This window comes from Enterobacter sp. PTB (assembly GCF_051130085.1).
In the GTDB taxonomy this organism is placed as follows: Bacteria; Pseudomonadota; Gammaproteobacteria; order Enterobacterales; family Enterobacteriaceae; genus Enterobacter; species Enterobacter ludwigii.
Map to the genome: position 1 here is coordinate 119,098 of NZ_JBDKEE010000011.1, position 25,732 is coordinate 144,829.

The following is a 25,732-nucleotide window of genomic DNA, read 5'->3' on the forward strand; positions in this document are numbered from 1 at the left end:
CAGAGGGAGAACCAGTGCCACTGGCTAAAACTCACCTGTCTTCCAGCAAATGCTCAACCAGAAGTGGAATGGGTCTGCCCGAGGCCACGCTTTTTCCGTTTTCACGCCACAGCGCCGTGCCGCTAATATCCAGATGGGCCCAAGGAATGGTCGGCGGGCAAAAATGGTGTAACAGCCAGGCCGCCGATGCGCTGATCGCCGCATTATTGGGTGGGGTATTGCACAGGTCGGCGATGGCGCTGTCGGTCTGTTTTTTTAACCGTGCATCCAGCGGCAGGGACCACACCTCATCACCGCTCCGTTTCCCCGCGTGGGTGAGCGCCTGACGCAGCGCTTCGTCCTGCGTCATTAACCCACTCAGCTCGTACCCCAGCGCTTTCACGACGGCACCGGTTAAAGTCGCCATATCAATAATATAGCGAGCCTGCGGATGACGCTGGCTGGCCCAGGCGATCGCATCCGCCAGTACCAGCCGGCCTTCGGCATCGGTATTGTTGATTTCAACCGTGATACCGTTGCAGGCGTTGGCCACCGTGCCCGGCTGCATTGCATCCGGTCCTATGGCGTTTTCCGCCAGCGCCAGTACGCCCATAATACGAACCGGCAGGCCGAGTTCTGCCACGCTCAGCATCAACCCGAGCACGTTCGCTGCCCCGCACATGTCATATTTCATGGTGTACATGCCCGCGCCTTCCTTCAGCCACAGGCCACCGGTATCAAACGTTATGCCTTTGCCCACGTAACAGCGTACCGGGCCATCAGCGATGCCGTTATAGTGAATGGCCAGCAGCCGCGGTGGACAGGTCGCGCCTTTACCGACGGCATGCAGAAGCCCCAGTCCCTGTTCAATAATTTGCTTCTCATCAAGCACTTCACACCGCAGGGCGGGGAAGGCGGCGCACAGCTTTTGCGCTTCGTCGACGACATACTGCGGCGTACAGCGATCGGACGGCATATCCGCCAGACGTCGCGCGGCGACCATTCCTCGGGCAATGGCCTGCTGTTGCTGGAAGAGAGCGTCCAGCCTTTCACGCTGTTGCGGATGACACAGGGCGGTGACATGGCGAAGGCGAACGCTTTTGCCATCGGTTTTCTTAAGCTGCAGATCGCGAAGGTCATGCGCCTGGTTAAAGAGAAAACGCAGAACCTGCGTCAGTACCACCTCGTCAATATCCGTGACATCCAGTACCACATCGGCGCTGACCGGGGCTGCCAGCAGTGGACGGAGGGCGGTGAGTAACCCTTCTGTCAGACTGTCCTGCCAGAGCGCATCCGGCAGCAGCGTGATTCTGGCAAACGGAGCACAGCCAAAGCGGGTATCCGCGACGGTGCTTTGTTCACGCATTTCAGCGATGAGTGCGGTGTCCGGCAGTAACGCGCAGGCGGCCCGGGCAATAAGATGACTCTGGGGCTTTGCGTCTGCAAGGGCGGTGATAAGCTCAAAGGTAATCATTGTGACTCCTCAACTGGCGCGCGGATCCGCGCGGCATAGGCCTGCATCCATTCCTCATCCACGGGCTGATAGTGCGTTTTTTCCCGCAGGCGCTCGGCGCGAAATACGGTGAGAGGCTGGCGGGCCGTTGCCACCACAAATGAGAAGGTTTTGATGTTGGTTGCGGCGCCGAATTCGCCTTTATTATTCATGCACACCACCGAGAGATCGCCCGCGCGGCCAAAGTGCGACATCAGTTTGTCTTCCAGTTCGAAGACCACCGAGTCCGCCGCCTGCTGCGGTGACATGCCCTGTGCCATGCGGCGAACAATTTCGTAGCTGGTGCAGCCTTTCATCAGGTCTTCCCCCACGCCGGTGGCGGTGGCGGCACCGGTTTCACTGTCGCAGTAAAAGCCGGAGCCGATAATCGGCGAGTCGCCAATACGGCCGCGCTTTTTCATAAACAGACCGCTGGTGGAGGTCGCCACGCTCATTGACCCCCTTTTGTCGAGGCCAATAATCCCGACGGTGTCATGCCCATCGTACGGGCTTAAGCCTTTGTCCAGCGTCTCCCGGCAGCGCTTACGGTAATGCTGCATCGCGCGGTCGGTAAGCATGGTTTTGTTGGCAAAACCCTGACTCAGCGCCCATTCACGCGCGCCCTGGCCGACCAGCAGGCTGTTATAGCGCTGGCGGCTTAGCGCATGGGCGACACGCACCGGGTTCGCAATATCAACCAGATCTCCCACGGCCCCAAACGCAAGCGTATCGCCATCCATATACGCCGCGTCCAGTTCAACTTCGCCATTTTCGGTTGGCAGCCCGCCGTAGCCGACGGATTTATACAACGGGAAGTCCTCGACGGCAGCAACGGCATCGACCACCGCTTCTGCTACCGGTTTCCCCGCAGCCAGCGCAGACGCAGACTCCGTGACCCCTTCAAGCGCCATTCGCCAGGTTGCGATAATTCCCCACATGCTTTACTCCTGTTTTGCAAGGGTTGGGTCGGTTTGCGTCACGGTGGCAATCTCCGCGGCGCGGTATTGTTTATCCACGATACGCATGAAAGGCAGATACAGCATGGCGCCAATCAGCAGGTTGATAAGCTGCATCACGCTGCCGCTGAGATGCCCCGTGACGATAAACCCGCTGATCACCGGCGGTAACGTCCAGGGGATAAACACCCCGGTGGTCACAGCGACGGCACCCATTTTCATCGCGGCATATTGCACGGTAACCAGGACCAGCGGCACCAGATTGAACGGGATCAGCATGATGGGGTTCATGATAACCGGCAGGCCAAACAGAATCGGCTCGTTGATGTTAAACACCGAGGCCCCCGCGCCGAGACGCGCCACCTCGCGCATGTTTTTGCTGCGGGCAAAAATCAGCATCGCAATCACCAGCGAGAGCGTTGCCCCTGCGCCACCCATCCAGATCATGTCAAAAAACTGTTCGGTGATAATGTGCTGCGGCGTCGTACCTGCCTGAATGGCGGCGATGTTATCGGTCTGGTTCTCCATCCACAGCGGGCGAATGATGCCGTTGATCATTGAGCCTGAGTTAATACCCACAGACCACAGAATGGTGATGCTGAACACCGTCATCAGCGCGCCGAAATAGGAGGTCCCGTAATGGCGAACCGGCGTGGCGACCACCTCGTAAATAAACTGGTGAATGGTGTTGTAGTGGGTGTTTTCGAAAATGATGCGGATAATAAGCACCAGAATCATTACCAGCAGGGCCGGGATCAGCGCGGCGAACGACTCCTGCACCGCCGGCGGCACGCCATCAGGCATTCTGATGACCAGCTTTTTGCGCTTCAGCCAGCAGAACAGCTCCGTCCACAGCAGAGACCCAATCATTGCCACGAACAGTCCTTTGCTGCCAATCCACTCCACCGGCATAACTGTGATACCGCCGTTTTCGGCCACTTTGATAAAAGGTGTCAGGATTAAAAAGGCGACCAGAGCCAGAATACCGCAGGAAATGCGATCTTCGCCGTAGTGTTCAGCCAGGCGAAACGCCACCAGGAAGCTGATAAACAGCGACATGGTTGAGAACACCGCGTTGAACGGAATTTCAATGATGGCACTCCAGCTTTCACCAAATGCCTGAGACATAAACTGCTGATAGGTTTGGTTCGGAAAAGAGGAGATGACCAGCAGAATCGAGCCGACGATGATAAACGGCATGAAGGAAACATAGGCCCCGCGTATGGCGCCCAGATGCCGCTGTTGCGCAGTTTTGGCCGCCAGCGGCATCAGTTTTGCTTCAAGAAATCCCAGAACATTGTTCATTGTGAACTCCGTACAAGATTGAGGGGTGTTGTTATGTTATGTCTGTGGATTATCAGTGAAGCGCGGTGGCTGAAAGGTGAAACAGGTCACAAAGCACTCGCTAAGATATTATAAATCTCATGAGATTGGTTATGGAGTTACAGCGATGGAAATCAAATTGCACGCCAATGCCACCACCACGCCGCGGATCCGTCGCTATCTGCAACAATCCAATAAAAGCGACAGAGAACTGGCTACGGAGCTGGGTATTTCCGTGACGACCGTGCGGCGATGGCGCAATCGCGATCGGGTTTCTGACAACCATACGACCCCAAAAGTGATACACAAAGCGATGAGACAAGAGCAGATTGACCTCGTTAATGCGCTGCGTGATATCACGGGCGCACCGCTGGATGAACTCCTGCTGCTGGTTAACGTGGTGCTGGGGATTTCCGTTTCGCGGGCGACGCTGAACCGTTATCTCCGTCCCGCTCCTGCGAAACGCAAGGGCGTTGAACTTCACGGGAAAAAAGCGCTAAAGGCAGGCGTTTTACCCACAAAACTGCTGGTGCATCACCAGCCTTTATCGCTGCATATGGATGATGGCGGGGAGCAGCATCTGCTGTGGGGGCGCGAACCGGTGAGCGGCTGGTGTTATGCCCGGCTCTATGCGGGAATTTCATCACAGCTGCTGAACAGCTGGATGTGTGAGTTGCTGAACGCCTGTCCGGCTGATATCCAATCTGTTGAGACTTCCGGTTTTGAACCCGACTTACCCGCGGGTGAACCTGTCGTAAAAGTACAGCCGACCAGGCACAAGGCCGTGCAGGTTGCGGTACCGCTCGGCGACATCATTCCACGAGTGAATGCTGTTCCGTTAGGGCAGGTGTTGATCGAGATGTGCGAGTTTTACAATCGGGGCAAAGCGCAGAAAAAGCTGGGAGAGAGCACGCCGCAGGCCTTTCTGGAAGCGCTGCGGCGTAAGGATTAGAGAATTTCGAGCACCTCTTCCGGCGGGCGTCCAATACGCGCCTGACCGTTTGCGACCACAATGGGGCGCTCAATCAGTTTCGGATTTTCAACCATCGCCTGAATCAGCTCAGCCTCGGTTAGACGACTGTCATTCAGATTGAGCGACGTATACAGGTCCTCTTTCTGGCGCATTAGCTCTCTGGCACTGCCCATTCCCAGCATGTGCAGCAGCTGACGAAGCGTCTGTGCATCTGGCGGTGTCTCCAGATACAGCACCACTTCCGGGTCAATGCCGTTCGACTTCAGCAGGCTAAGGGTGTCGCGGCTCTTCGAGCAGCGTGGGTTGTGGTAGATTTTTACCGCGTCTGTCATGACCTGAATTCTCCTTTATTACATCTTCTCGTACGGCTTAAAGCGCTGCTGCAGACCGCGAAGCTGATCGATACGCGCATCGTAACGGGCCTGCTGCAGACTGCCGAGCTTAACCTGTGAACTGGCACTGCTCAGGAGGGAAATCGCCTGATCAAGACGTCCCACCAGGGCAAAGCCTTCGGCGCGTGCCGCAAGCTCTTGATCGCGGTTGCCCAGCTGCGCTTCTGCCTGGGCAAGCAGATCCCAGCCGTTCTGATCGTCTTTATTGTTAAAGGTGTAGCGGTTCAGAATGTTCGCCGCTTCAGCAGGCTGACCACCCTGTAAGTAAGCATTCGCCAGGTTAAGCTGCAGCACCGGGTTAGTCCGCACCTCTTTTGCCCCTTTCAGGCGATTAATCGCATCGGTGGCTTTTTTCTGCCCCAGATCGATATCCGTGGCGAGATCGAGATACCACGGGTTATTCGGATCAGCGGCGAGAAGTGGCTGCAGCGTTTTACGCGCTTCGTCATATTTGCTCGCTTCCATCGCCTGTAACGCCTGGCCATACTGAGCCGCGTTTTTCTCACGCACGTTGCCTTTCGCCAGCGCATCCAGTAGGTCGCTGGTCAGCTGGTTACGCCCGGAATTGTACATGCCAAGCGTTCGCACTTTTGCCATGTAGAAATCCTGCGACGACTGAACCACGACCGGGCGCATCTGGTTGGCACGGTTACGCGCATCCGACAGACGGCTTTCCGGTAAGGGGTGCGTCAGCAAAATTTCCGGCGGACGGGAGGAGTAGCGCGCCTGGTCGAGCAGCTTTTCGAGGAAGCTCGGCATGGCCTGCGGGTCAAAGCCCGAACGTTGCAGCACCTGAATGCCAATACGATCCGCTTCCTGTTCGTTTTGCTGGGTGAAACTGATCATCCCCTGACGTGTTCCCGCCAGCGTACCGGTTAACGCCGCCATCCCGGCCTGTGGGCTGGCCATTGCCAGCAGAATGGAACCCAATGCGCCAACCCAGGTCAGCGGAGCGTTACGCTTCTGGTCTTCCATTGCACGGGCAAGGTGGCGCTGGGTGACGTGAGAGATTTCGTGCGCCATGACCGAGGCCAGCTGACTTTCGTTATCAGAGTAGCGGAATAACGCCGAATGCAGCACCACGTTGCCGCCAAAGAAGGCGAAGGCGTTGATTTCGTCATTATTGATTAAATAGAAGTGGAAGGGGGTTTTTACCGAGTTGGCGTGCGCGACCAGGCGCATGCCCAGCCCGTTAATGTACTGAACCAGCAACGGGTCGTTAATCAGCGGCGCGCTGCCACGCAGCTGACGAACGTAATAATCCCCCATCTGCATTTCCTGCCCAATGGAGAGCGTGCTTCCTGCTGTAGTGCCCATGTCCGGCAATGAATCGGACGAGTCAGCGAAAGCTGGCAACACCTGACCGACCGTCAGTGCGGCAATCAGTGTCGCAACCAGTGTTTTTCTCAACTGCCTGAACATAACCACTGTCCTGTATTTGGGATGTGCTAATTTGACCGATGAACCGGCATATCGTTCATCTCCACTGCCCTGCGAGTGTAGCCGTGTTGAGGCATGAAGAAAATCCCATTCATCAGGGTTTTGCGGATCGTGGCAGGGAGACAAAAAGCGAAAGTCTTTTTTGTGACAGTTAGATACAATTCACGTTCTCACTCCCGCCATCCGATTCAGGGAAGGGTTGTATGCTCGAAATGTTAATGCAGTGGTACCGCCGTCGGTTTAGCGACCCGGAAGCCATTGCTTTGTTGGTTATTCTCGTCGCCGGGTTCGGCATTCTGTTCTTCTTCAGCGGTCTTCTCGCCCCCCTGCTGGTCGCGATTGTGCTGGCGTACCTGCTGGAGTGGCCAACGGCGCGTCTGGAAAATATAGGCTGTTCCCGACGCTGGGCGACCAGTATCGTCCTGGTGCTGTTTGTCGGCATTCTGCTGTTAATGTCGTTTGTCGTTATGCCTGTGGCCTGGCAACAGGGGATTTACCTTATCCGCGATATGCCTGGCATGCTGAATAAGCTTTCTGATTTTGCCGCCACGCTGCCGCGCCGATATCCCGCCCTGATGGATGCCGGGATCATTGATGCGATGGCCGAAAACATGCGCGCCCGCATCATGACAATGGGCGATTCCGTGGTGAAATATTCCCTGGCGTCGCTGGTAGGGTTGCTCACGCTGGCCGTCTACCTTGTCCTCGTTCCGTTAATGGTTTTCTTCCTCGTCAAAGATAAAGAGCAGATGCTGAACGCGGTGCGGCGCATTCTGCCGCGTAATCGCGGGCTGGCCGGGCAGGTGTGGGAAGAGATGAACCAGCAGATCACCAACTACATTCGCGGCAAAGTGCTGGAGATGATTGTGGTGGGTGTGGCTACCTGGATTGGTTTTTTAATTTTTGGGCTTAACTACTCGCTACTGCTGGCGGTGCTGGTGGGGCTGTCGGTACTCATTCCCTACATCGGTGCCTTTGTGGTGACCATTCCGGTTGTCGGCGTTGCGCTGTTCCAGTTTGGTCTGGGGACCGAGTTCTGGAGCTGCTTCGCGGTGTACCTGATCATTCAGGGACTGGATGGCAACCTGCTGGTGCCGGTGCTGTTCTCAGAAGCGGTGAACCTGCATCCGCTGGTGATTATCTTATCCGTGGTGATTTTCGGCGGGCTGTGGGGATTCTGGGGTGTGTTCTTTGCCATTCCGCTGGCAACGCTGATCAAAGCAGTGGTTCACGCGTGGCCGGATGTGCCTGCGGTTGAGGATAAGTAGATAGTTGTGCGGCCTGATACCCTCTCCCGTGGGGAGAGGGGCAAATATCAAAAACGGTAACCTGCGTTACCGTATTGCATTTACCGCGTAGGTCGGGTCAGGCGAAGCCGCGGCCCAACGATCAGGCGCTTTGTTTGAGCCAGTTCAGCACCACGTCGTGGTGGTTGCTGGTTTTGAAGTCATCAAACACATGTTCAACTTTACCGTCAGCGTCAATCAGGAAGCTGATACGGTGAATGCCGTCGTAGGTTTTGCCCATAAAGGTCTTCTCGCCCCAGACGCCAAACTGCTCGCATACCTGGTGGTCTTCGTCAGAAAGCAGCGTGAAGTTAAGCAGCTCCTTTTCAGCAAATCGTGACAGCTTTTCTGGCTTATCGGTGCTGATACCCAGCACTTCCACGCCGACTTTTTTCAACTCGTCCATGTTGTCGCGTAAGCCGCAGGCCTGTACGGTGCAGCCCGGGGTCATGGCTTTCGGGTAAAAATAGACCAGAACACGCTGTCCCTGGAAGTCGGTCAAATTTACTTGCTCACCATCCTGGTCAGGTAAGCTAAATTTCGGTGCGATGTCACCGGCTTTCAGTGGGTTCATTACTCAACTCCATCCTGTTCATGCTGCGAATAATTGACGACGCTTATACTGCCTTGCGCGTTTAATTCTGTACAGAGGGCTTTGAACGCTTGCTCGATATTTGACGCATCCTGCGAGGCAGGACTGTGCGCGGTAATCTGAATAAAAAGGGTGGGAATGGCGCTGCCGTCACCCGGCTGCGTTCGGGAAACGAGTTCGGCAATATTCATCTGATGGCTGTCAAATAACGCGGTGAAGCGCTCAATCAGATGGGGTGAATCGGGGACTTCAACCTGCACCCAGACAGTCGCGGGCAGGGCCGGACGTGGGCGAGCAGTGGTGCGTTTCATCACGATCAGCAAATCCAGCTCCGCACCTTTGAGCGGCAGGGTCGATTCGATAAGGGTAATGGCATTCCATGTCCCGGACAGCAGCATAATAAACGTGAACTCTTCGCCCAGCATAGCCAGACGACTGTCCTCGATATTACAGCCGCAGCTGCTCACATGGCGGGTGATGGTGTTCACGATACCCGGCCTGTCAGCACCCAGCGCAGTGATAACCAGGTAATGTTGTGATGAGGTTGTCAAACCTGTTCTTCCTTTGCATGGTTAAGTCTTCCTAAGGAAAGCATAAAAAAAACATGCATACAACCGCCTGAGGGCCTCAGGTCGCTTGCTTTTATTACAGTTCCAAACGTACCATTGAGGCTCTTGTTCGCACAGAGGATGGCTCATGTTCACGGGAAGTATTGTCGCGCTTGTTACACCGATGGATGAAAAAGGTAATGTCTGCCGGTCAAGCATGAAGAAGCTGATTGATTACCATGTCGCCAATGGAACCTCGGCGATCGTTTCGGTAGGGACTACCGGTGAATCTGCAACGCTAAGCCACGAAGAGCACGGCGATGTGGTGATGCTGACCCTGGAACTGGCTGACGGGCGTATCCCGGTCATCGCAGGGACAGGCGCTAACGCCACGGCAGAAGCTATCAGTTTGACCAAACGTTTTAACGACAGCGGCATCGTGGGCTGTCTGACGGTGACCCCTTATTACAACCGTCCTACTCAGGAAGGTCTGTTCCAGCATTTCAAAGCCATCGCAGAACATACTGACTTGCCACAAATTCTGTATAATGTGCCGTCCCGTACTGGCTGCGATATGCTGCCGGAAACCGTTGGTCGTCTCTCGAAAGTAAAAAATATTATCGGGATTAAAGAGGCGACAGGGAACTTAAGCCGCGTTCATCAGATCAAAGAGCTGGTTTCAGACGACTTTATCCTGTTGAGCGGCGATGATGCGACCGCACTGGACTTTATGCAGCTCGGTGGCCATGGCGTGATCTCCGTAACGGCGAACGTTGCGGCCCGCGATATGGCTGAAATGTGCAAACTGGCGGCTGCCGGTCACTTTGATGAAGCTCGCGTGATTAATCAGCGTCTGATGCCGTTGCATAATAAATTATTTGTCGAACCCAATCCGATCCCCGTGAAATGGGCGTGTAAGGAGTTGGGACTTGTAGCAACCGATACGCTGCGTCTGCCAATGACACCGATTACCGACCACGGTCGTGAAATTGTCACAGCAGCGCTGAAGCATGCCGGTTTGCTGTAGAGTTTAGGGAGATTTGATGGCTTATTCAGTACAGAAGTCGCGCCTGGCGAAGGTTGCGAGTGTTTCGCTTGTTATGCTGCTCGCTGCCTGTAGTTCAGACTCGCGCTACAAGCGCCAGGTGAGCGGTGATGAATCCTATCTGGATGCGACCCCGCTTGCTGAACTTCACGCACCGGCTGGTATGATCCTGCCGATTCAGAACGGCGATTACAATATTCCCGTGACCAACGGCAGCGGCCTGGTCGGTAAAGCGCTCGATATTCGTCCGCCAGCACAGCCTCTGGCGCTGGTGAGCGGGGCGCGTACCCAGTTCACCGGTGATACGGCGTCGCTGCTGGTTGAAAGCGCCCGCGGTACCACCCTGTGGCCGCAGGTTGTGAGCGTCATTCAGGCGAAGAACTACACCATCGATAAACGCGATGATGCCAGCCAGACCTTGACCACCGACTGGATCGAGTGGAACCGTCTGGACGAAGATCAGCAGTACCGTGGGCGTTATCAAGTCTCCGTTAAACCGCAGGGTTATCAGCAGGCGGTTACCGTTAAGCTGTTGAACCTGGAGCAGGCGGGTAAACCGGTTGCGGATGCCGCATCAATGCAGCGTTACAGCACTGAAATGCTGAACGTGATTGCCGCGGGTCTGGATAAGAACGCCAGCGACGCCGCTAACGCAGCGCAGAGCCGCAACGGCGCGACGTTTGACGTTCAGAGCGGTGCGGATGACACCGGTCTGCCAATGCTGGTTGTGCGTGCACCGTTTAACCAGACCTGGCAGCGCCTGCCAGCGACGCTGGAAAAAGTGGGCATGAAAGTGACCGACAGCACCCGTTCAACCGGTAGCATGACGGCAACCTATAAGCCGCTGTCTGACAGTGCATGGCAGGAACTGGGCGCCACCGATCCACAGCTGGCTTCCGGCGACTACAAGATTCAGGTCGGTGACCTCGATAACCGCAGCAGTCTGCAGTTTATCGATCCGAAAGGCCACACGCTGACCCAGTCGCAGAACGATGCGCTGGTGGCCGTCTTCCAGGCTGCATTCAGCAAATAAATGCGAGGGCTGGTTAATCCAGCCCTTTTTATTTTCGTGCTACGCAAACGTGTGCGTGGCATAATATCCCCAGTTTTGAACACCAATCATCACACCAGGAGTAATGAAGATGCAGAAGCAAGCTGAGTTGTATCGTGGCAAAGCGAAGACCGTATACAGCACGGAAAACCCGGATCTGTTGGTGCTCGAGTTCCGCAATGATACGTCAGCAGGGGATGGCGCACGCATTGAGCAGTTCGATCGTAAAGGCATGGTGAACAACAAGTTCAACCACTTCATTATGACCAAACTGGCCGAAGCGGGTATCCCGACCCAGATGGAAGCACTGTTGTCCGATACGGAATGTCTGGTGAAAAAACTGGATATGGTTCCGGTTGAGTGCGTCATTCGTAACCGCGCAGCAGGCTCCCTGGTGAAGCGTCTTGGTATTGAAGAAGGTATTGAGCTGAATCCACCGCTTTTTGACCTGTTCCTGAAAAACGATGCCATGCACGATCCGATGGTCAATGACTCTTACTGCGAAACCTTCGGCTGGGTGAATAAAGAGAACCTGGCGCGCATGAAAGAACTGACCTACAAAGCCAACGACGTGCTGAAAAAACTGTTTGATGACGCGGGTCTGATCCTCGTCGACTTCAAACTGGAGTTCGGCCTGTTCAAAGGCGAAGTGGTTCTGGGTGATGAGTTCTCTCCGGACGGCAGCCGTCTGTGGGATAAAGAAACGCTGGATAAAATGGACAAAGACCGTTTCCGTCAGAGCCTGGGTGGCCTGATTGAAGCGTACGAAGCGGTTGCTCACCGTTTAGGCGTTAAGCTCGACTAACTCCCTCATCGCCAAAGGATATGTATATCCTTTGGCGTCTTACCCTTGTTTCCTATGGTAATCTTGCCGTTAACCGCCTACGATCATAGCTATTATTAATGGAATAGTTCGAGGTGGTTATGCGCTGGCAAGGGCGTCGTGAAAGTGACAATGTAGAAGACAGGCGCAGCGATAGCGGCGGCGGTCCTTCAATGGGGGGGCCTGGCTTCCGGTTACCCAGCGGAAAGGGCGGGATTATTCTGCTGATTGTGGTGCTGGTCGCGGGGTACTACGGTGTCGATCTGACCGGTTTAATGACCGGCCAGCCTCTGCAGCAACAGCAGCATTCTGAGCGCTCAATCAGCCCGAACGAGGATGAAGCGGCCAAATTTACCTCCGTTATTCTCGCCACCACAGAAGAAACCTGGGGTCAGCTGTTCGAGAAAATGGGGCGTACCTATCAGCAACCCAAGCTGGTGATGTACCGTGGCGCAACCCGTACCGGATGCGGCACCGGACAGTCGGTGATGGGGCCGTTCTACTGTCCGGCAGACAGCACCGTCTATATCGATCTCTCTTTCTATGATGACATGAAACGCAAGCTTGGCGCTGACGGCGATTTTGCCCAGGGCTACGTCATTGCGCATGAAGTCGGGCACCATGTGCAAAAACTGCTGGGGATAGAACCCAAAGTACGCCAGCTTCAGCAAAACGCCTCTCAGGCTGAGGTAAACCGTCTTTCCGTACGCATGGAACTGCAGGCGGACTGCTTCGCGGGCGTCTGGGGGCACAACATGCAGCAGCAGGGCGTGCTGGAATCCGGTGACCTGGAAGAGGCGCTCAATGCCGCGCAGGCTATCGGTGACGATCGTCTTCAGCAGCAGAGCCAGGGCCGCGTCGTCCCCGACAGCTTTACTCACGGCACATCACAACAACGATACAGCTGGTTCAAACGCGGTTTCGACAGCGGTGACCCGGCGCAGTGTAATACCTTCGGCAAAGCCATGTAATGGTGGCGTTTGAACATCTGATTCGCGAGCTTGAGCACAAAGGTCATCGTCGGCTGGTGGTGCTCAGCGGCGATGAGCAGTGGACATTCACGCAGGCATCAGCCCTGCGTGATGCCTTGCCCGGAGACTGGCTGTGGCTGGCGGATAACGTGTCCAGAGCCATCAGCGGGCTGCTGGGACGCGAGTTCCGGCACGCAATTTTTGATGCCCGCGCCGGGTTTGACGTCTCAGCCTTTGCGGCCCTGAGCGGGACGCTGCGTGCCGGTAGCCTTCTGGTGCTGCTGGTACCGCCCCCTGACGTGTGGGCGGAACAACCTGACAGCGATTCCCTGCGCTGGAGTGACAGCGCCGAACCCATCGCCACGCCAAATTTTATTCACCACTTTTGCCGGACGATTGCCGAGGATCCTGAGGCGATAGTCTGGCTTCAGCACCAGCCTTTATCGCTCCCTGCACGATCCGACGCCCCTGACTGGCAGCCTGCCAGCGGTGCGCCGCAGCGCGAGCAGGCTGAGATCCTGGCAGCACTCCTGGCCATGAAACGCGGCGTTGTGGCCGTTACGGCCCCGCGCGGACGCGGAAAGTCTGCGCTGGCGGGCATGCTGCTGAGCCGCACGCAGGGCAGTGCCATTGTCACCGCGCCATCAAAGGGGGCGACGGAGGTTATCGCCCGTTTTGCCGGCGAACGTTTTCACTTTATGGCCCCGGACGCGCTGCTGGCCTCTGAGGAGCAGGCCGACTGGCTGATTGTCGACGAAGCCGCCGCCATCCCCGGACCGCTGCTTGAAAAGCTGGTCGACCGTTTCCCGCGCGTCCTGCTGACCACAACGGTGCAGGGTTACGAAGGAACTGGAAGAGGCTTTCTGCTTAAATTCTGTAGCCGGTTCAGCGGGTTGCAGCGGTATACCTTATCAACCCCGGTACGCTGGGCTGCAGGATGTCCTCTTGAGCGGGTCGTCGCCAGCGCACTGCTGTTTGACGATACGCTTATCGATCGCAGCCCAACAGGCGCCATACAGTTGACCTCTCTGGCTCCGGAAGCCTGGGCGAGCAACCCGGCGTTGGCGGCGAGTGTGTATGAGCTGCTTTGTGCGGCACATTACCGCACCTCACCGCTTGATTTACGCCGCATGATGGACGCGCCCGGCCAGCACTTCGCCGTCGCCCAAACGGACTCTGTCATTGCCGGGGCGCTCTGGCTGGTGGAAGAGGGGGGATTAACGGCGCAGCTCAGCCGTGCCGTCTGGGCGGGGTTCCGCCGTCCTCGCGGGAACCTGGTGGCGCAGTCCCTTGCCGCGCATGGCGGCTCCCCGCTGGCGGCAACGCTCAAAGGCCGACGGGTGACCCGAATAGCGGTACATCCTCGTCGTCAACGGGAAGGCATCGGACAGGCACTGATCCGCAACGCAAGCGGCGAGGATTACCTGTCGGTGAGCTTTGGCTATACCGATGAACTGTGGCGTTTCTGGCAGCGATGCGGCTTTGTGCTGGTGCGCATGGGCAGCCATCGCGAAGCCAGCAGCGGCTGTTATACCGCAATGGCCTTGCTGCCCCTCAGCGACGCGGGGCGACAGCTGTGTGAGCAGGCGCATCAGCGACTGCGCCGCGATGCGCGCGTGTTATCGGCCCTGAACGGTGAAAAGATCCCGGTGGACGATGGCTGGGAGGCTACCCTTAATAGTGACGACTGGCTGGAGCTGGCGGGCTTTGCCTTTGCCCACCGCGCGTTTTCTACCTCCGTCGCGGCGTTAACGCGGTTGCTGCTAAGCGTGGACATGCCGCTGCCCGCTCTGCGCGGGAAAGTGGAGGCGAGAAGTGATGACGCCCGGCTCAGCGCTGAACTGCTTCTTTCGGGGCGAAAAGCGTTACTGGCCAGGCTTCGCAGTGAAACGGCGCAAGCGCTTGAAAGCCTTGAACCTGCACGCTGTCAGCAGCTGAAAGACGACATTTTGCAATGGCAATTTTTTCAATGACTTCTTCAGTAAAGTGGCATGGTCATTCCTCCTGAGAGGCGTAGAATCCAGGCCATCAAATAAGGAGACCGCCATGAAACACGATCATTTTGTTGTTCAAAGCCCTGATAAACCGGCTAAACAGTTACTGCTTCTGTTTCATGGTGTTGGCGATAATGCCGTCAATATGGGCCAGATTGGCAGCTGGTTTGCCCCGGTATTTCCGCAGGCGCTGATTGTCAGTATTGGCGGGGTGGAGCCGTGTGGTCCGAACGGACGGCAGTGGTTCTCCGTTCAGGGCGTTACGGAAGAGAACCGTCAGGCACGTATTGACGCCGTCATGCCTGTCTTTATCGACACCGTGCGTTACTGGCAGCAGCAGAGCGGCGTTGGTGCCGATGCGACCGCGCTGATTGGCTTTTCGCAAGGGTCTATCATGTCCCTGGAGAGCGTAAAAGCGCAGCCAGGCCTGGTGTCGCGTGTGATTGCTTTTAACGGTCGCTTTGCGACGTTACCGCAACGCGCGACGACGCAGACCACGATCCATCTGATCCACGGTGGTGAAGACCGTGTGATTGAACTTTCGCATGCGGTTGCCGCGCAGGAAGCACTGATCCGCGAAGGCGGGGATGTGACGCTGGATATTGTAGACGATCTGGGGCACGCGATTGATGACCGCAGCATGCAGTTTGCGCTTGATCATCTGCGTTATACCGTACCGAAGCACTACTTTGATGAAGCGCTCAGCGGCGGCAAGCCAAATGACGATGATATCGTCGAGTTTATGTGATGTAGCCCCCTCTCCCACAGGAGAGGGGACAGAGAATCACTTCTTCTGGTCTTTCTTCGGCCAGTCGTCATCATCGTCCCACTTATCGTTAAAATCACGATGCGGTGGAAGATCCGGTTTGTTGGCGAGAAACTTTTTGTGATCAACACGCTTAAGATCTTTAATGACGTTAAGTAACACGCCGACCAGAAACACTAACACCAGAATCCACCAGTACTTTGAAAGCCAGTCCATTCGCTATTCCTCTCAGAGCGTTCGTCAGGCGACGAGTTGCTCCATAATTCGTTGATACATACGGGCCAGCAGCTGCAAATCAGCAGCATTCACACATTCATTGATTTTATGAATGGTTGCGTTCACCGGCCCCAGTTCGACAACCTGGGCCCCCATCCGGGCAATAAAGCGTCCGTCTGAGGTGCCACCTGTCGTCAGCAGTTGTGGCTTAATTTCATTATAGTGCTCGATGGCGTTCACTACCGCATCCACCAGTTTGCCGCGCTGGGTCAGGAACGGCTGGCCGGAAAGCCACCAGTCCACGGTGTAACGCAGATTATATTTTTCCAGCAGCGCGATAACGCGCGCTTTGATCATCTCATCGGTCAGTTCAGTGCTGAAGCGGAAGTTAAACTGGACAAAGAAATCACCCGGGATCACGTTGTTGCTGCCGGTACCGGCCTTCAGGTTTGCAATCTGCATGCTGGTCGGCGGGAAGAACTCATTGCCTTTGTCCCACTCAATGGTCACCAGTTCGTTCAGCATCGGTGCCGCGCGATGGACCGGGTTATCGGCCAGGTGTGGATAGGCAACGTGCCCCTGAACGCCATGAAGGGTCAAATTGCAGGTCAGCGAACCACGGCGACCATTTTTGACGACGTCTCCCACCACTTCCGTACTGGACGGCTCGCCGACCAGGCAGTAGTCGAGACGCTCATTACGGGCCATCAGCGCCTCAACGACCTTCACGGTGCCGTTATGGGCGCTGGCTTCTTCGTCAGAGGTGATCAGAAACGCGAGGCGGTTTCTGTGGTTCGGATGTTGGGCAACGAAGCGCTCTGCCGCCACGACCATCGCCGCCAGCGAGCCTTTCATGTCTGCCGCACCGCGCCCGAACAACATGCCATCGCGGATGGTCGGTTCAAACGGCGGGTTGATCCAGCGATCCGCATCACCTGCGGGAACGACGTCGGTATGTCCGGCAAAGGCCAGCGTTTCGCCCTGACCGCGCCACGCCCAGAAGTTCTGGGTGTCGCCAACGTCCATGCGTTCAACGGTGAAACCGATGGCACGCAGGCGCTCAATCATTAATGCCTGACAACCTGCGTCGTCCGGGCTAAGGGAGGGACGGCGAATAAGCTGCTGAGTCAGCTCAATGACCGGGCATGACATAAACTACACCTCAACGAAAAAAGTCGGAATAAAGGGTTTCACTGAAACCCAGCAGCATAGGCTGCCCGGGCGCGCAGAGCAATGGGCGTTTGATGATTGCCGGCATTTCGAGCATCAGTTTGGCGGCACTGTCGGCGTCGTTGATGCCAGCCCGGACGGCTTCATCCAGTTTACGCCAGGTGGTACCACGGGTATTCAGCAGCGCCTCCCAACCCAGTTCCTTGATAGCGGTATGCAGAAATTCTGCATCAAGCCCGTCAACGCGATAGTCATGGAAACGGTACTCCACGTTGTTCGCTTCCAGCCACCGGCGTGCTTTTTTGATGGTGTCGCAATTTTTAATGCCGTACATCACAACCATGGTGAATCCTTTTGTTCTTATGATGATTAAATGTTCAGTAATTTCGAAGATATATCCTTAAGTGGAATATAACACATTCAGGAATTGTCTTGATTTACACTTCTTCTTAATTCAACTCACAACTGTACGCTGAATATTCTTTCATCATTTAAGCATAGATGTCCATAAGACCGAAAATGCTAATGAACTCAGGCGGTAATTTAAATCTCACCTGCCTGTATGGTTATTTCAAAATATTGCTGAGCGTCACACAAAATTTAAGGCCCTGCGTTCATATTTATCACAAATCCCTGACAGTAGCGGGGTACAATCACAGCGATAGGTTAGACGGTCTTCACAATGATGATACGTTTTCGTAGAATGCGCATAATAATAAGAGAGGTAGTTATGATTGAACGTGAACTGGGGAACTGGAAAGATTTTATCGAAGGCATGCTTCGTAAATGACATTCAGTAAGAATTGCAAGAGCACTTAAATAAGTAAAATAACCATAGTGTGAATTAATCACACACCCTAAAAGGCGGCCCTGAGAGCCGCCTTTTTTATTACGTACTGTTATTCAGGACGTTCCTTTAGCGGGAAGCGGCGACGCACCAGCACAAAGAACAGCGGTACAAAATAAATGGCCAGGACGGTTGCCGAAATCATGCCTCCCATCACCCCTGTACCTACCGCATGCTGGCTGCTGGAGCCCGCACCGGTGCTGGTTGCCATAGGTAATACCCCAAAGACAAATGCCAGCGACGTCATCAGGATCGGACGCAAGCGCTGACGGCAGGCATGCAGTGTGGCCGCCATCAGCTCGTGACCTTTGGCATTCATCTCGTTGGCAAACTCAACAATCAGGATCGCGTTTTTCGCCGACAGGCCGATCACGGTGAGCAGCCCTACCTGGAAGTACACATCATTCTCCAGACCGCGCATCCAGGTCGCCAGCAGCGCACCGATGACGCCAAGCGGCACCACCAGCATGACCGAGAACGGAACGGACCAGCTTTCATACAGCGCGGCAAGACAGAGGAAGACCACCAGCAGGGAAAGCGCGTAAAGCGCAGGCGCCTGTGCCCCGGAGAGCCGCTCCTGATAAGACATCGCCGTCCACTCCAGCCCAAACCCGGCAGGCAGCTGTTGCACCAGTTTCTCCATGGTGTCCATGGCGGTACCGGTACTGACGCCCGGCGCGGCTTCACCGACGATTTCTACCGCCGAATAGCCGTTATAGCGTTCCAGACGCGGCGAACCACTCTCCCAGTGCGACGAGGCGAACGCCGAGAACGGCACCATCCCGCCTGCGTTATTACGAACAAACCAGCGGTTAATATCATTCGGCAACATACGGAACGGCGCGGCGGACTGGACATACACTTTTTTCACACGCCCACGATCCATAAAGTCATTCACATAGCTTGAGCCCCAGGCCGTCTGCAGGGTGTCGTTAATGTCGTCGATGGAAACACCCAGAGCCTGCGCCTTACGCTGATCAATATCCACCTGCAGCTGCGGGCTGTCATCCAGGCCATTATGACGAACGCGGGTCAGGTCAGCGTCTTTGCCCGCCAGCGCTAACAGCTTATCGCGCGCCGCCATCAGCGCCGTGTGGCCTGCACCGGCGTGATCCTGCAGTTCCATGTCAAACCCGGCAGAACTGCCCAGCCCGCTAATGGCCGGTGGGCTGCTGGCAAAGACGCGCGCTTCGTTGATCTTCGTAAACGCGTGGGTTGCGCGTTCAATGATGGCCGACGCGGTCCCCGTTTTTGTGTCGCGCTCGTCCCAGTCCTTCAGGCGTACAAACATACGGGCAACGTTCTGCCCGTTACCGCCCGGGCCAGAGCCCACGGTGGAGAAGACCGACACCACATTATCTTTCTCCTGGGTGAAGAAGTACTGTTCGACTTTTTCGACCACTTTTAGCGTCTGCTGCTGCGTCGCGCCGCTCGGAAGTTGCACGGAGGTGGTGAACATTCCCCGGTCCTCCATTGGCAGGAACGAGGTAGGCAGATGCAGGAATAGCCAGACCATTCCACCCAGCAGCACTACGTAAATCAGCATCCAGCGCAGGCTGCGGTGCAACACTTTACCGACAGCGGATTCATAACGCGCGGCATTGCGGTTAAACATGCGGTTAAACCAGCCGAAGAACCCTTTCTGACCATGCTGCTCGCCTTTGTGCAAAGGCTTAAGAAGGGTAGAGCAGAGCGCAGGGGTCAGGATCAGCGCCACCAGTACCGAAAGCACCATTGCCGAGACGATGGTTATCGAGAACTGGCGGTAAATGGCGCCGGTTGTGCCGCCAAAGAAGGCCATCGGGATAAAGACCGCCGAAAGCACCATGGCGATGCCGACTAACGCGCCCTGTATTTGCCCCATCGATTTACGCGTGGCCTGGCGCGGGGAAAGGCCTTCCTCGCTCATGATGCGCTCGACGTTTTCAACCACCACGATGGCGTCATCCACCAGAAGGCCAATTGCCAGCACCATTGCAAACATCGTCAGCGTGTTGATGCTGTAGCCAAACGCGTAAAGCACCGCGAAGGTGCCCAGCAGGACCACGGGGACGGCTATGGTCGGGATCAGCGTCGCCCGGAAGTTTTGCAGGAACAGGTACATGACCAGGAAGACCAGCGCGATGGCTTCCAGCAGGGTCTTCACCACATCCTCAATCGACGCTTTAACGAAGGAGGTGGTTTCGTAGGCGACTTTGTATTCAAGGCCGTGAGGGAAATAGTTCGACAGCTCGTCCAGGCGGTCTAACACCAGTTTCGCCGTCGCCATTTCATTTGCGCCGGAGGCCAGTTTAATCCCCAGGCCGGAGGCGGGATTACCGTTAAAGCGGCTCAGGTAGTCGTACTTTTCCGCGCCCATTTCCACCGTGGCGACATCGCCCAGCCGCACTTCTGAACCGTCCTGATTCACGCGCAGGGTGATGTTGCGGAACTGGTCCGGAGTCTGAAGCAACGATTGCGAGTTAATGGTGGCATTCAGGGCTTGTTTTTCGACGGAAGGCGTTCCTCCCAGCTGCCCTACGGCAATCTGGGCGTTCTGCGATTTGATGGCGTCCGTCACGTCAGTCGCCGTCATCTGGAAGCTGTTCAGCTTGTCAGGATCGAGCCAGATGCGCATTGAATATTGTGACCCGTAGGCGTCGATATCCCCTACACCGTTAATACGGCTGAGCGGGTCCTGAATGTTACTGGCAACGTAGTCCGCAATATCCTGCTTATCCATGGAACCATCGGTGGAGACAAACGCGATGGTCAAAATATTGGTATCCCCCGTTTTACGTACGGTAACGCCCTGATTTTGCACTGCCTGCGGCAGTTTTCGCATGGCTGACTGCAGCTGGTTTTGTACCTGCTGCACCGCTTCATCCGGGTCAGTCCCGGCCGTAAAGCTCAGGGTCACCGTCGCCTGGCCCGTGGCACTGCTTTGTGAGGACATGTACATCAGGTTATCCAGACCCGTCATGTTCTGCTCGATAACCTGCGTCACGGTATTTTCCAGCGTCTGTGCCGAGGCGCCGGGATAGTTTGCTGTGACACGCACGTTAGGGGGTGCCAGATCGGGGTATTGCTCAACGGGAAGTGAAGTAATGGCCAGGACACCTGTCAGACACAACAGAATGGCAAGTACCCAGGCAAAAATGGGGCGATCGATGAAAAAATTCGCCATGAAAAATTGACCTCGTTTTGCTGCACGTCATTATTGTTTATTGCCCGTACCACTTTAGCGGCAAGACGAAGACCAAACGTGGAGAAATAAAGGAGATAATGTAAATTATCATGCGCGTTTCTCTGCGCTGCCCCCTTTACGGTTATTTACCTGTTAACGCCAGCGACGAAGGGAATGTCACGCTCACCTGCGTTCCCCCATTTTGTGGCTGCGAAAAGTGCAGGGTACCGCCGAGCCGTTCCGCGCGTTCACGCATTATATTCAGCCCGTAATGTCCCGGCGGCTCGCTGGCTTCGCCAATCCCGATGCCATTGTCGCGAATGCTCACGCTGTGCGTGCCGTCCACGGCGGTGATACAGCTTACGGTGATCTCGCTGGCCTGCGCGTGCTTGATTGCGTTCAACACCGCTTCACGCACGATCTGCAGCAGATGCACCTGCTTTTGTGCGTCAAGGGCCAGCGAGGAGAGGCGACAGTCAAGATGCAGCTTTGCCTGCGTCTGGCTCTGCAGGCCGTCGAGTGACTCCTGAAGGGCTGCCGGCAGGTTAGCGTGGTTGAGCGTCAGGCGGAAGGTGGTGAGCAGCTCGCGAAGCTGATGCCAGGCATTGTTAAGCTCGCGGGAGAAGTCGGTGATGATGGTTTGCGCCGGGGCATTCTCTTGCGGTACGGCACGCTTAAGCAGCGCAAGCTGGATCCGCAGATACGACAACACCTGCGCGAGGGAATCATGCAGTTCGCGGGCAATCGTCGCGCGCTCCTCCATCAGCAGCAACTGCTGGTAATGCTTTTGCGCCTGGTTGAAGTAAAGCCCGCGCCCGAGCATTGTCGCCACGCTTCTCATCAGCGGAAGCGGGACGCTGTCCGTCTCGCTCTGCCAGCGCAGCTCGCCGTAGAGCGTGTCCTGCATCAGCACCGGCAGGTTTTGCAGCGGCATGTCGGCTGCCTCACTCCCTTCACACAGACGCCAGTCGTCGCTGGTCCGTAACTCCAGATAATTCATCCGGGTGTATTCATGGACGATTTGCAATATATGCCGGAAACAGTGACTGTCTATCTGTCCGGTGTTGAGCGCCTGCGAACATTTGAACAGCATTTCGAGCTGCTGATGCGCCTCGTTCAGGTGCCGGGTCTTTTCCGCAACCGAATCTTCAAGCGAGCGATAGAGGGTGTGTAACTCCGCCGACATATGGTTAAAGGCGCGGGACAGCTGACCGAGTTCATTCGGCAAAGCGGTATCCGGTGCCGGGGTATCAAATTGTCCCCGTTCAACGCGTTCGCTTGCGGCGACCAGATTGTTGAGCGGCAAGACCACCTGGCGACGGATGCGTCGCAGGGTAAACACCGTCAGCAGCAGGATCCCCAGCGCGCCAGCCAGAGAGAGCAGGGTCACCGTCTGAATTTTATGTTCGGTATAGTGCTGAAGGGCGAGCACAAAGGCATCAATACGGCCAACAAAATCTTCGATATGGGTTTGATACCACGCGAGATCGCCGCGGGCGATGTGCGTATCCATCTCCTGCCAGGCCAGATGCAGCTGCTGGTAGCGCTGTTTGACATCGTCCGGCACGTACCAGCGGTTCAGCTTTTGGAGTGCAGGTGCGCTCAGGGTGTGTTGCCAGTGTTGGCGATGCTGTGTCAGGGAAGGGCTATTGCGCTGCATCTCATAGCCCAGCCGGTAACTCTGCATACGCAGTGAACCCGCAATATTGATGGCTTCGGCGTCACGCTGGCTGCTGGCAAGCGTCAGCAGCGCGACGGTGCTGGTCAGAACGGATAACACAATCATCGAAAAGAAAGCCCAGGCCAGGCTTGCGGAAACAGGGCGTTTAACGGTCACAGAACGGCTTCCTGAATAAAATTGATCTGCCACAGGTTCACTGGAAATAGTTTGGCATTCCGGGTAATTGAACATTGCCTGACGACGCTGTGATGAGTAAATACCATATTCATACAAAGAATAAGGTTATTGAACCAAAAACAGGTGTCGTTATGAATCGTTTTATTATGGCTAACAGCCAGCAATGTATTGGGTGCCACGCCTGCGAAGTTGCCTGCGTAATGGCGCATAATGATGAGCAACATGTCCTGAGCAAGCGCCATTTCCATCCCCGTATTACGGTCCTTAACTCTGGCGCGCAGAACAGCCCCGTCACCTGTCACCACTGTGAAAATGCCCCGTGTGCACTCAGTTGCCCGAACGGCGCCATCAGCAAACGCGATGACAGCGTACAGGTGAATCAACAAAAATGCATCGGTTGTAAAGCCTGCGTGGTTGCCTGTCCCTTCGGCACGATGGAGATTATCGTTACGCCACTCGACAACGGCAGTGCAAAAGCCTCGGCGTATAAATGCGATCTCTGCCTGACCCGCCCGCAGGGCCCGGCCTGTATCGAAAATTGCCCGGCAGATGTGCTGACGCTGGCGACGCCAGAGGTGCTGGATAACCTGGCAAAATCGCGCCGTCAGCGCACCGCCAGGCTGGAGGCGCAACCCTGGCACAGTGAGGCAGTCAGCGAGGGGACGGCACCCACCAAACTGCAGCAAATGCACAACACACCACCACGCGGCGAGCCCGACAAACTGGCTGCCGAAGAGCGGGTTGGCCATTTCAATGAAATATACCTGCCGTTTCGGACCGAACAGGCCAGACGCGAGGCATCGCGCTGCCTGAAATGCGGGGAGCACAGCATATGTGAATGGACCTGCCCGCTGCACAACCACATTCCGCAGTGGATTGAACGGATTAACGCCGGTGACATCCTCGGCGCGGTCGAACTTTCTCATCAGACCAACTGTTTACCTGAAATTACCGGCCGGGTCTGCCCGCAGGACAGGTTATGTGAAGGTGCCTGCACCGCGCGCGATGCGTCAGGGTCGGTGACCATTGGCAACCTCGAGCGCTACATCTCTGACCAGGCGCTGGCGTTGGGCTGGCGACCGGATATGTCTGGCGTTTCTTCGGTGGGAAAACGCGTCGCGATTATCGGCGCGGGGCCTGCCGGGCTGGCATGCGCGGATGTGCTGGTGCGCAGCGGGGTGAGCGTGACGGTCTATGACAGGCATCCCGAAATCGGCGGCTTGCTGACATTCGGCATTCCGGCCTTTAAGCTGGATAAATCCCTGCTCGCACGACGCAGAGAGATTTTTACTGCGATGGGGGTTCACTTCGAGCTGAACTGCGACGTGGGCAGCGATGTGTCGTTGTCTCAGTTGCAAACAGATTACGACGCCCTGTTTATTGGCGTGGGAACCTATCGTTCGATGAAAGCGGGCATCCCCCATGAAGATGCGCCGGGTGTCTACGATGCGTTGCCGTTCCTGGTGGGGAACACGCGCCACGTCATGGGGCTGGACGCGACGGCCAACGAACCGTTTATCGACACCCGTGGGCTCAACGTGGTGGTGCTGGGCGGGGGGGATACCGCAATGGACTGCGTGCGCACCGCGTTACGTCACGGCGCGGCAAAAGTCACCTGCGCCTATCGCCGGGATGAAGCCAATATGCCGGGCTCGAAAAAAGAGGTGAAGAATGCGAAAGAAGAGGGAGCCGCATTTGAATTTAACGTCCAGCCCGTTGAATTGACCCTTGCTGCTGACGGCAAGGTTAACGGCATCCGGATGCTGCGCACCCGGATGGGAGAGCCGGATGCGCAGGGGCGTCGTCGACCCGTCCCGGTGGAGGGCAGCGAGTTTGTCATGCCGGCCGATGCGGTGATTATGGCTTTTGGCTTTAACCCACATGCCATGCCCTGGCTGGAGAGTCAGGGCGTCAACACCGATGACTGGGGGCGAATCATTGCCTCGGTGGAAAGCCGCTATCGTTACCAGACGTCTAACCCGCAAATTTTCGCCGGCGGTGATGCGGTGCGCGGCGCTGATCTGGTGGTGACGGCGATGGCGGAAGGGCGTCATGCGGCGCGGGGGATCCTCGACTGGCTTGAGGTCAGTGTGCCGAAAATGCACTAAACCAGGCGGGCGACAAAGCGGGTTTCACGGCGTACTATAGGAAGACTCATTGTGTCGTGGAGCCCGTATGACCCTGAAAATTGACGTTATCAAAGACAAAATCCTTTCTGAAAACTACTTTGTCCTGCGTAACATCACTTACGATTTAACCCGTAATAACGGTGAAGTGATCCGCCATAAACGCGAGGTCTATGACCGCGGCAATGGCGCCACCATTTTGCTCTATAACCGTGAAAAGCAGAGTGTGGTGCTGATCCGTCAGTTCAGGGTAGCAACATGGGTCAATGGCAACCCTGACGGCAGGTTGATTGAAACCTGTGCGGGCCTGCTTGATGACGACGAGCCGGAAGTGTGCATCCGCAAAGAGGCCGTCGAAGAGACTGGCTTTGAAGTGGGAGAGGTCAAAAAGGTCTTCGAGCTGTTTATGTCTCCTGGCGGCGTGACGGAAATCGTCCACTTCTTCATCGCGGAATACAGCGATGCGCAGCGTACTCACCGCGGCGGTGGCGTGGAAGATGAAGATATTGAAGTGCTGGAGTTGCCGTTTTCCCGGGCGCTGGAGATGATGCATGCCGGGGAAATCAGGGATGGTAAAGCTGTGATATTACTACAGTATCTTCAAACGACCGGGCTGATGAACGCCTCTTTCGAACGGTGATAGAATGTATTTCGGATAAATCTATCCGATAAATCCGATTGAGCAACCCGGGCGGGAACACGAAGATACAGCCCAGTT

23 protein-coding genes are annotated in these 25,732 nt (G+C 56.0%); 11 read left to right on the plus strand and 12 right to left on the minus strand.

Features of this window, described 5'->3' with window-relative positions; all coding sequences use genetic code 11:
- Positions 1-31: 31 nt before the first annotated feature.
- From AAIR21_RS15240 to celB, 3 genes are read right to left on the minus strand one after another with little or no spacing between them, the layout of a single operon-like run.
- Positions 32-1,453: a leucyl aminopeptidase family protein gene (locus AAIR21_RS15240; RefSeq protein ID WP_063924712.1), complete on the minus strand. Its 1,422-nt coding sequence runs from the start codon at positions 1,451-1,453 to the stop codon at positions 32-34.
- Complete coding sequence (locus tag AAIR21_RS15245) at positions 1,450-2,409, minus strand: N(4)-(beta-N-acetylglucosaminyl)-L-asparaginase (protein WP_113656118.1); 960 nt, start codon at positions 2,407-2,409, stop codon at positions 1,450-1,452. Before AAIR21_RS15245 ends, AAIR21_RS15240 begins: the two co-directional genes overlap by 4 nt.
- Before the next feature lie 3 nt (positions 2,410-2,412).
- Positions 2,413-3,732: a PTS cellobiose transporter subunit IIC gene (gene celB, locus AAIR21_RS15250; protein ID WP_113656117.1), complete on the minus strand. Its 1,320-nt coding sequence runs from the start codon at positions 3,730-3,732 to the stop codon at positions 2,413-2,415.
- A 145-nt stretch (positions 3,733-3,877) separates the two neighbouring features.
- Here celB and AAIR21_RS15255 point away from each other — a divergent pair, with 145 nt between their 5' ends.
- A complete protein-coding gene (locus tag AAIR21_RS15255) occupies positions 3,878-4,702 on the plus strand; it encodes a helix-turn-helix domain-containing protein (protein ID WP_138014070.1) in 825 nt (274 codons plus the stop codon).
- Here the strand turns inward: AAIR21_RS15255 and arsC are convergent.
- Together arsC and bepA are read right to left on the minus strand one after the other, a co-directional pair.
- Complete coding sequence (gene arsC / locus AAIR21_RS15260) at positions 4,699-5,055, minus strand: arsenate reductase (glutaredoxin) (protein ID WP_014171122.1); 357 nt, start codon at positions 5,053-5,055, stop codon at positions 4,699-4,701. The genes AAIR21_RS15255 and arsC overlap by 4 nt on opposite strands.
- Before the next feature lie 18 nt (positions 5,056-5,073).
- Complete coding sequence (bepA, locus tag AAIR21_RS15265) at positions 5,074-6,537, minus strand: beta-barrel assembly-enhancing protease (protein WP_020883065.1); 1,464 nt, start codon at positions 6,535-6,537, stop codon at positions 5,074-5,076.
- A gap of 221 nt (positions 6,538-6,758) precedes the next feature.
- Between bepA and AAIR21_RS15270 the strand changes: the two genes are divergently transcribed.
- Positions 6,759-7,823 (plus strand): AI-2E family transporter, encoded by a 1,065-nt coding sequence (locus tag AAIR21_RS15270; RefSeq protein WP_014171120.1) that lies wholly within the window; start codon positions 6,759-6,761, stop codon positions 7,821-7,823.
- 121 nt (positions 7,824-7,944) lie between these two features.
- Here AAIR21_RS15270 and bcp read toward each other — a convergent pair whose 3' ends face one another.
- Both bcp and AAIR21_RS15280 read right to left on the minus strand, forming a co-directional pair.
- Complete coding sequence (gene bcp, locus AAIR21_RS15275; protein ID WP_014171119.1) at positions 7,945-8,415, minus strand: thioredoxin-dependent thiol peroxidase; 471 nt, start codon at positions 8,413-8,415, stop codon at positions 7,945-7,947.
- Entirely contained in the window at positions 8,415-8,984 is a 570-nt protein-coding gene (locus AAIR21_RS15280) for a glycine cleavage system transcriptional repressor (RefSeq protein WP_014171118.1), read from the minus strand. The genes bcp and AAIR21_RS15280 overlap by 1 nt, the downstream gene beginning before the upstream one ends.
- 145 nt (positions 8,985-9,129) lie before the next feature.
- Between AAIR21_RS15280 and dapA the strand changes: the two genes are divergently transcribed.
- From dapA to ypfH, 6 genes are all read left to right on the plus strand, one after another.
- The gene (gene dapA, locus AAIR21_RS15285) at positions 9,130-10,008 is read left to right on the plus strand and encodes a 4-hydroxy-tetrahydrodipicolinate synthase (protein ID WP_014171117.1); all 879 of its coding nucleotides are present in this window, start codon (positions 9,130-9,132) and stop codon (positions 10,006-10,008) included.
- A gap of 16 nt (positions 10,009-10,024) precedes the next feature.
- Positions 10,025-11,059 (plus strand): outer membrane protein assembly factor BamC, encoded by a 1,035-nt coding sequence (gene bamC, locus AAIR21_RS15290; protein WP_020883067.1) that lies wholly within the window; start codon positions 10,025-10,027, stop codon positions 11,057-11,059.
- Positions 11,060-11,168: 109 nt separating this feature from the next.
- On the plus strand, positions 11,169-11,882 hold the full coding sequence (gene purC, locus AAIR21_RS15295) for a phosphoribosylaminoimidazolesuccinocarboxamide synthase (RefSeq protein ID WP_008501631.1): 714 nt from the start codon (positions 11,169-11,171) through the stop codon (positions 11,880-11,882).
- A 119-nt stretch (positions 11,883-12,001) separates the two neighbouring features.
- The gene (gene ypfJ, locus AAIR21_RS15300; RefSeq protein WP_020883068.1) at positions 12,002-12,871 is read left to right on the plus strand and encodes a KPN_02809 family neutral zinc metallopeptidase; all 870 of its coding nucleotides are present in this window, start codon (positions 12,002-12,004) and stop codon (positions 12,869-12,871) included.
- Positions 12,871-14,844 carry a tRNA(Met) cytidine acetyltransferase TmcA gene (locus tag AAIR21_RS15305; RefSeq protein ID WP_183516116.1) on the plus strand — a complete coding sequence of 658 codons (1,974 nt, stop codon included), beginning with the start codon at positions 12,871-12,873 and terminating at the stop codon, positions 14,842-14,844. Before ypfJ ends, AAIR21_RS15305 begins: the two co-directional genes overlap by 1 nt.
- Positions 14,845-14,917: 73 nt before the next feature.
- On the plus strand, positions 14,918-15,613 hold the full coding sequence (gene ypfH, locus AAIR21_RS15310; protein WP_032680517.1) for an esterase: 696 nt from the start codon (positions 14,918-14,920) through the stop codon (positions 15,611-15,613).
- A gap of 36 nt (positions 15,614-15,649) precedes the next feature.
- Here ypfH and AAIR21_RS15315 read toward each other — a convergent pair whose 3' ends face one another.
- The 3 genes from AAIR21_RS15315 to AAIR21_RS15325 are packed head-to-tail and all read right to left on the minus strand — an operon-like array spanning position 15,650 to position 17,360.
- Positions 15,650-15,847, minus strand: a complete 198-nt coding sequence (locus tag AAIR21_RS15315) for a YpfN family protein (protein WP_014171111.1) — start codon at positions 15,845-15,847, stop codon at positions 15,650-15,652.
- A 24-nt stretch (positions 15,848-15,871) separates the two neighbouring features.
- On the minus strand, positions 15,872-16,999 hold the full coding sequence (gene dapE / locus AAIR21_RS15320) for a succinyl-diaminopimelate desuccinylase (protein ID WP_014171110.1): 1,128 nt from the start codon (positions 16,997-16,999) through the stop codon (positions 15,872-15,874).
- 10 nt (positions 17,000-17,009) lie between these two features.
- On the minus strand, positions 17,010-17,360 hold the full coding sequence (locus AAIR21_RS15325) for an ArsC family reductase (RefSeq protein ID WP_014171109.1): 351 nt from the start codon (positions 17,358-17,360) through the stop codon (positions 17,010-17,012).
- Between the two features lie 387 nt (positions 17,361-17,747).
- On the opposite strand from AAIR21_RS15325, the gene ypfM reads away from it, so the two are divergent.
- Positions 17,748-17,807, plus strand: a complete 60-nt coding sequence (gene ypfM / locus AAIR21_RS15330; RefSeq protein ID WP_015572204.1) for a protein YpfM — start codon at positions 17,748-17,750, stop codon at positions 17,805-17,807.
- 109 nt (positions 17,808-17,916) lie between these two features.
- Here the strand turns inward: ypfM and acrD are convergent, their stop codons facing one another.
- A complete protein-coding gene (gene acrD, locus AAIR21_RS15335) occupies positions 17,917-21,030 on the minus strand; it encodes a multidrug efflux RND transporter permease AcrD (RefSeq protein WP_020883072.1) in 3,114 nt (1,037 codons plus the stop codon).
- 142 nt (positions 21,031-21,172) lie between these two features.
- Complete coding sequence (gene narQ / locus AAIR21_RS15340; protein ID WP_020883073.1) at positions 21,173-22,867, minus strand: nitrate/nitrite two-component system sensor histidine kinase NarQ; 1,695 nt, start codon at positions 22,865-22,867, stop codon at positions 21,173-21,175.
- Between the two features lie 152 nt (positions 22,868-23,019).
- Between narQ and aegA the strand changes: the two genes are divergently transcribed.
- On the plus strand, positions 23,020-24,996 hold the full coding sequence (aegA, locus tag AAIR21_RS15345; protein WP_020883074.1) for a formate-dependent uric acid utilization protein AegA: 1,977 nt from the start codon (positions 23,020-23,022) through the stop codon (positions 24,994-24,996).
- A gap of 67 nt (positions 24,997-25,063) precedes the next feature.
- Positions 25,064-25,654 (plus strand): GDP-mannose pyrophosphatase NudK, encoded by a 591-nt coding sequence (nudK, locus tag AAIR21_RS15350; protein ID WP_020883075.1) that lies wholly within the window; start codon positions 25,064-25,066, stop codon positions 25,652-25,654.
- Positions 25,655-25,732: the final 78 nt, after the last annotated feature.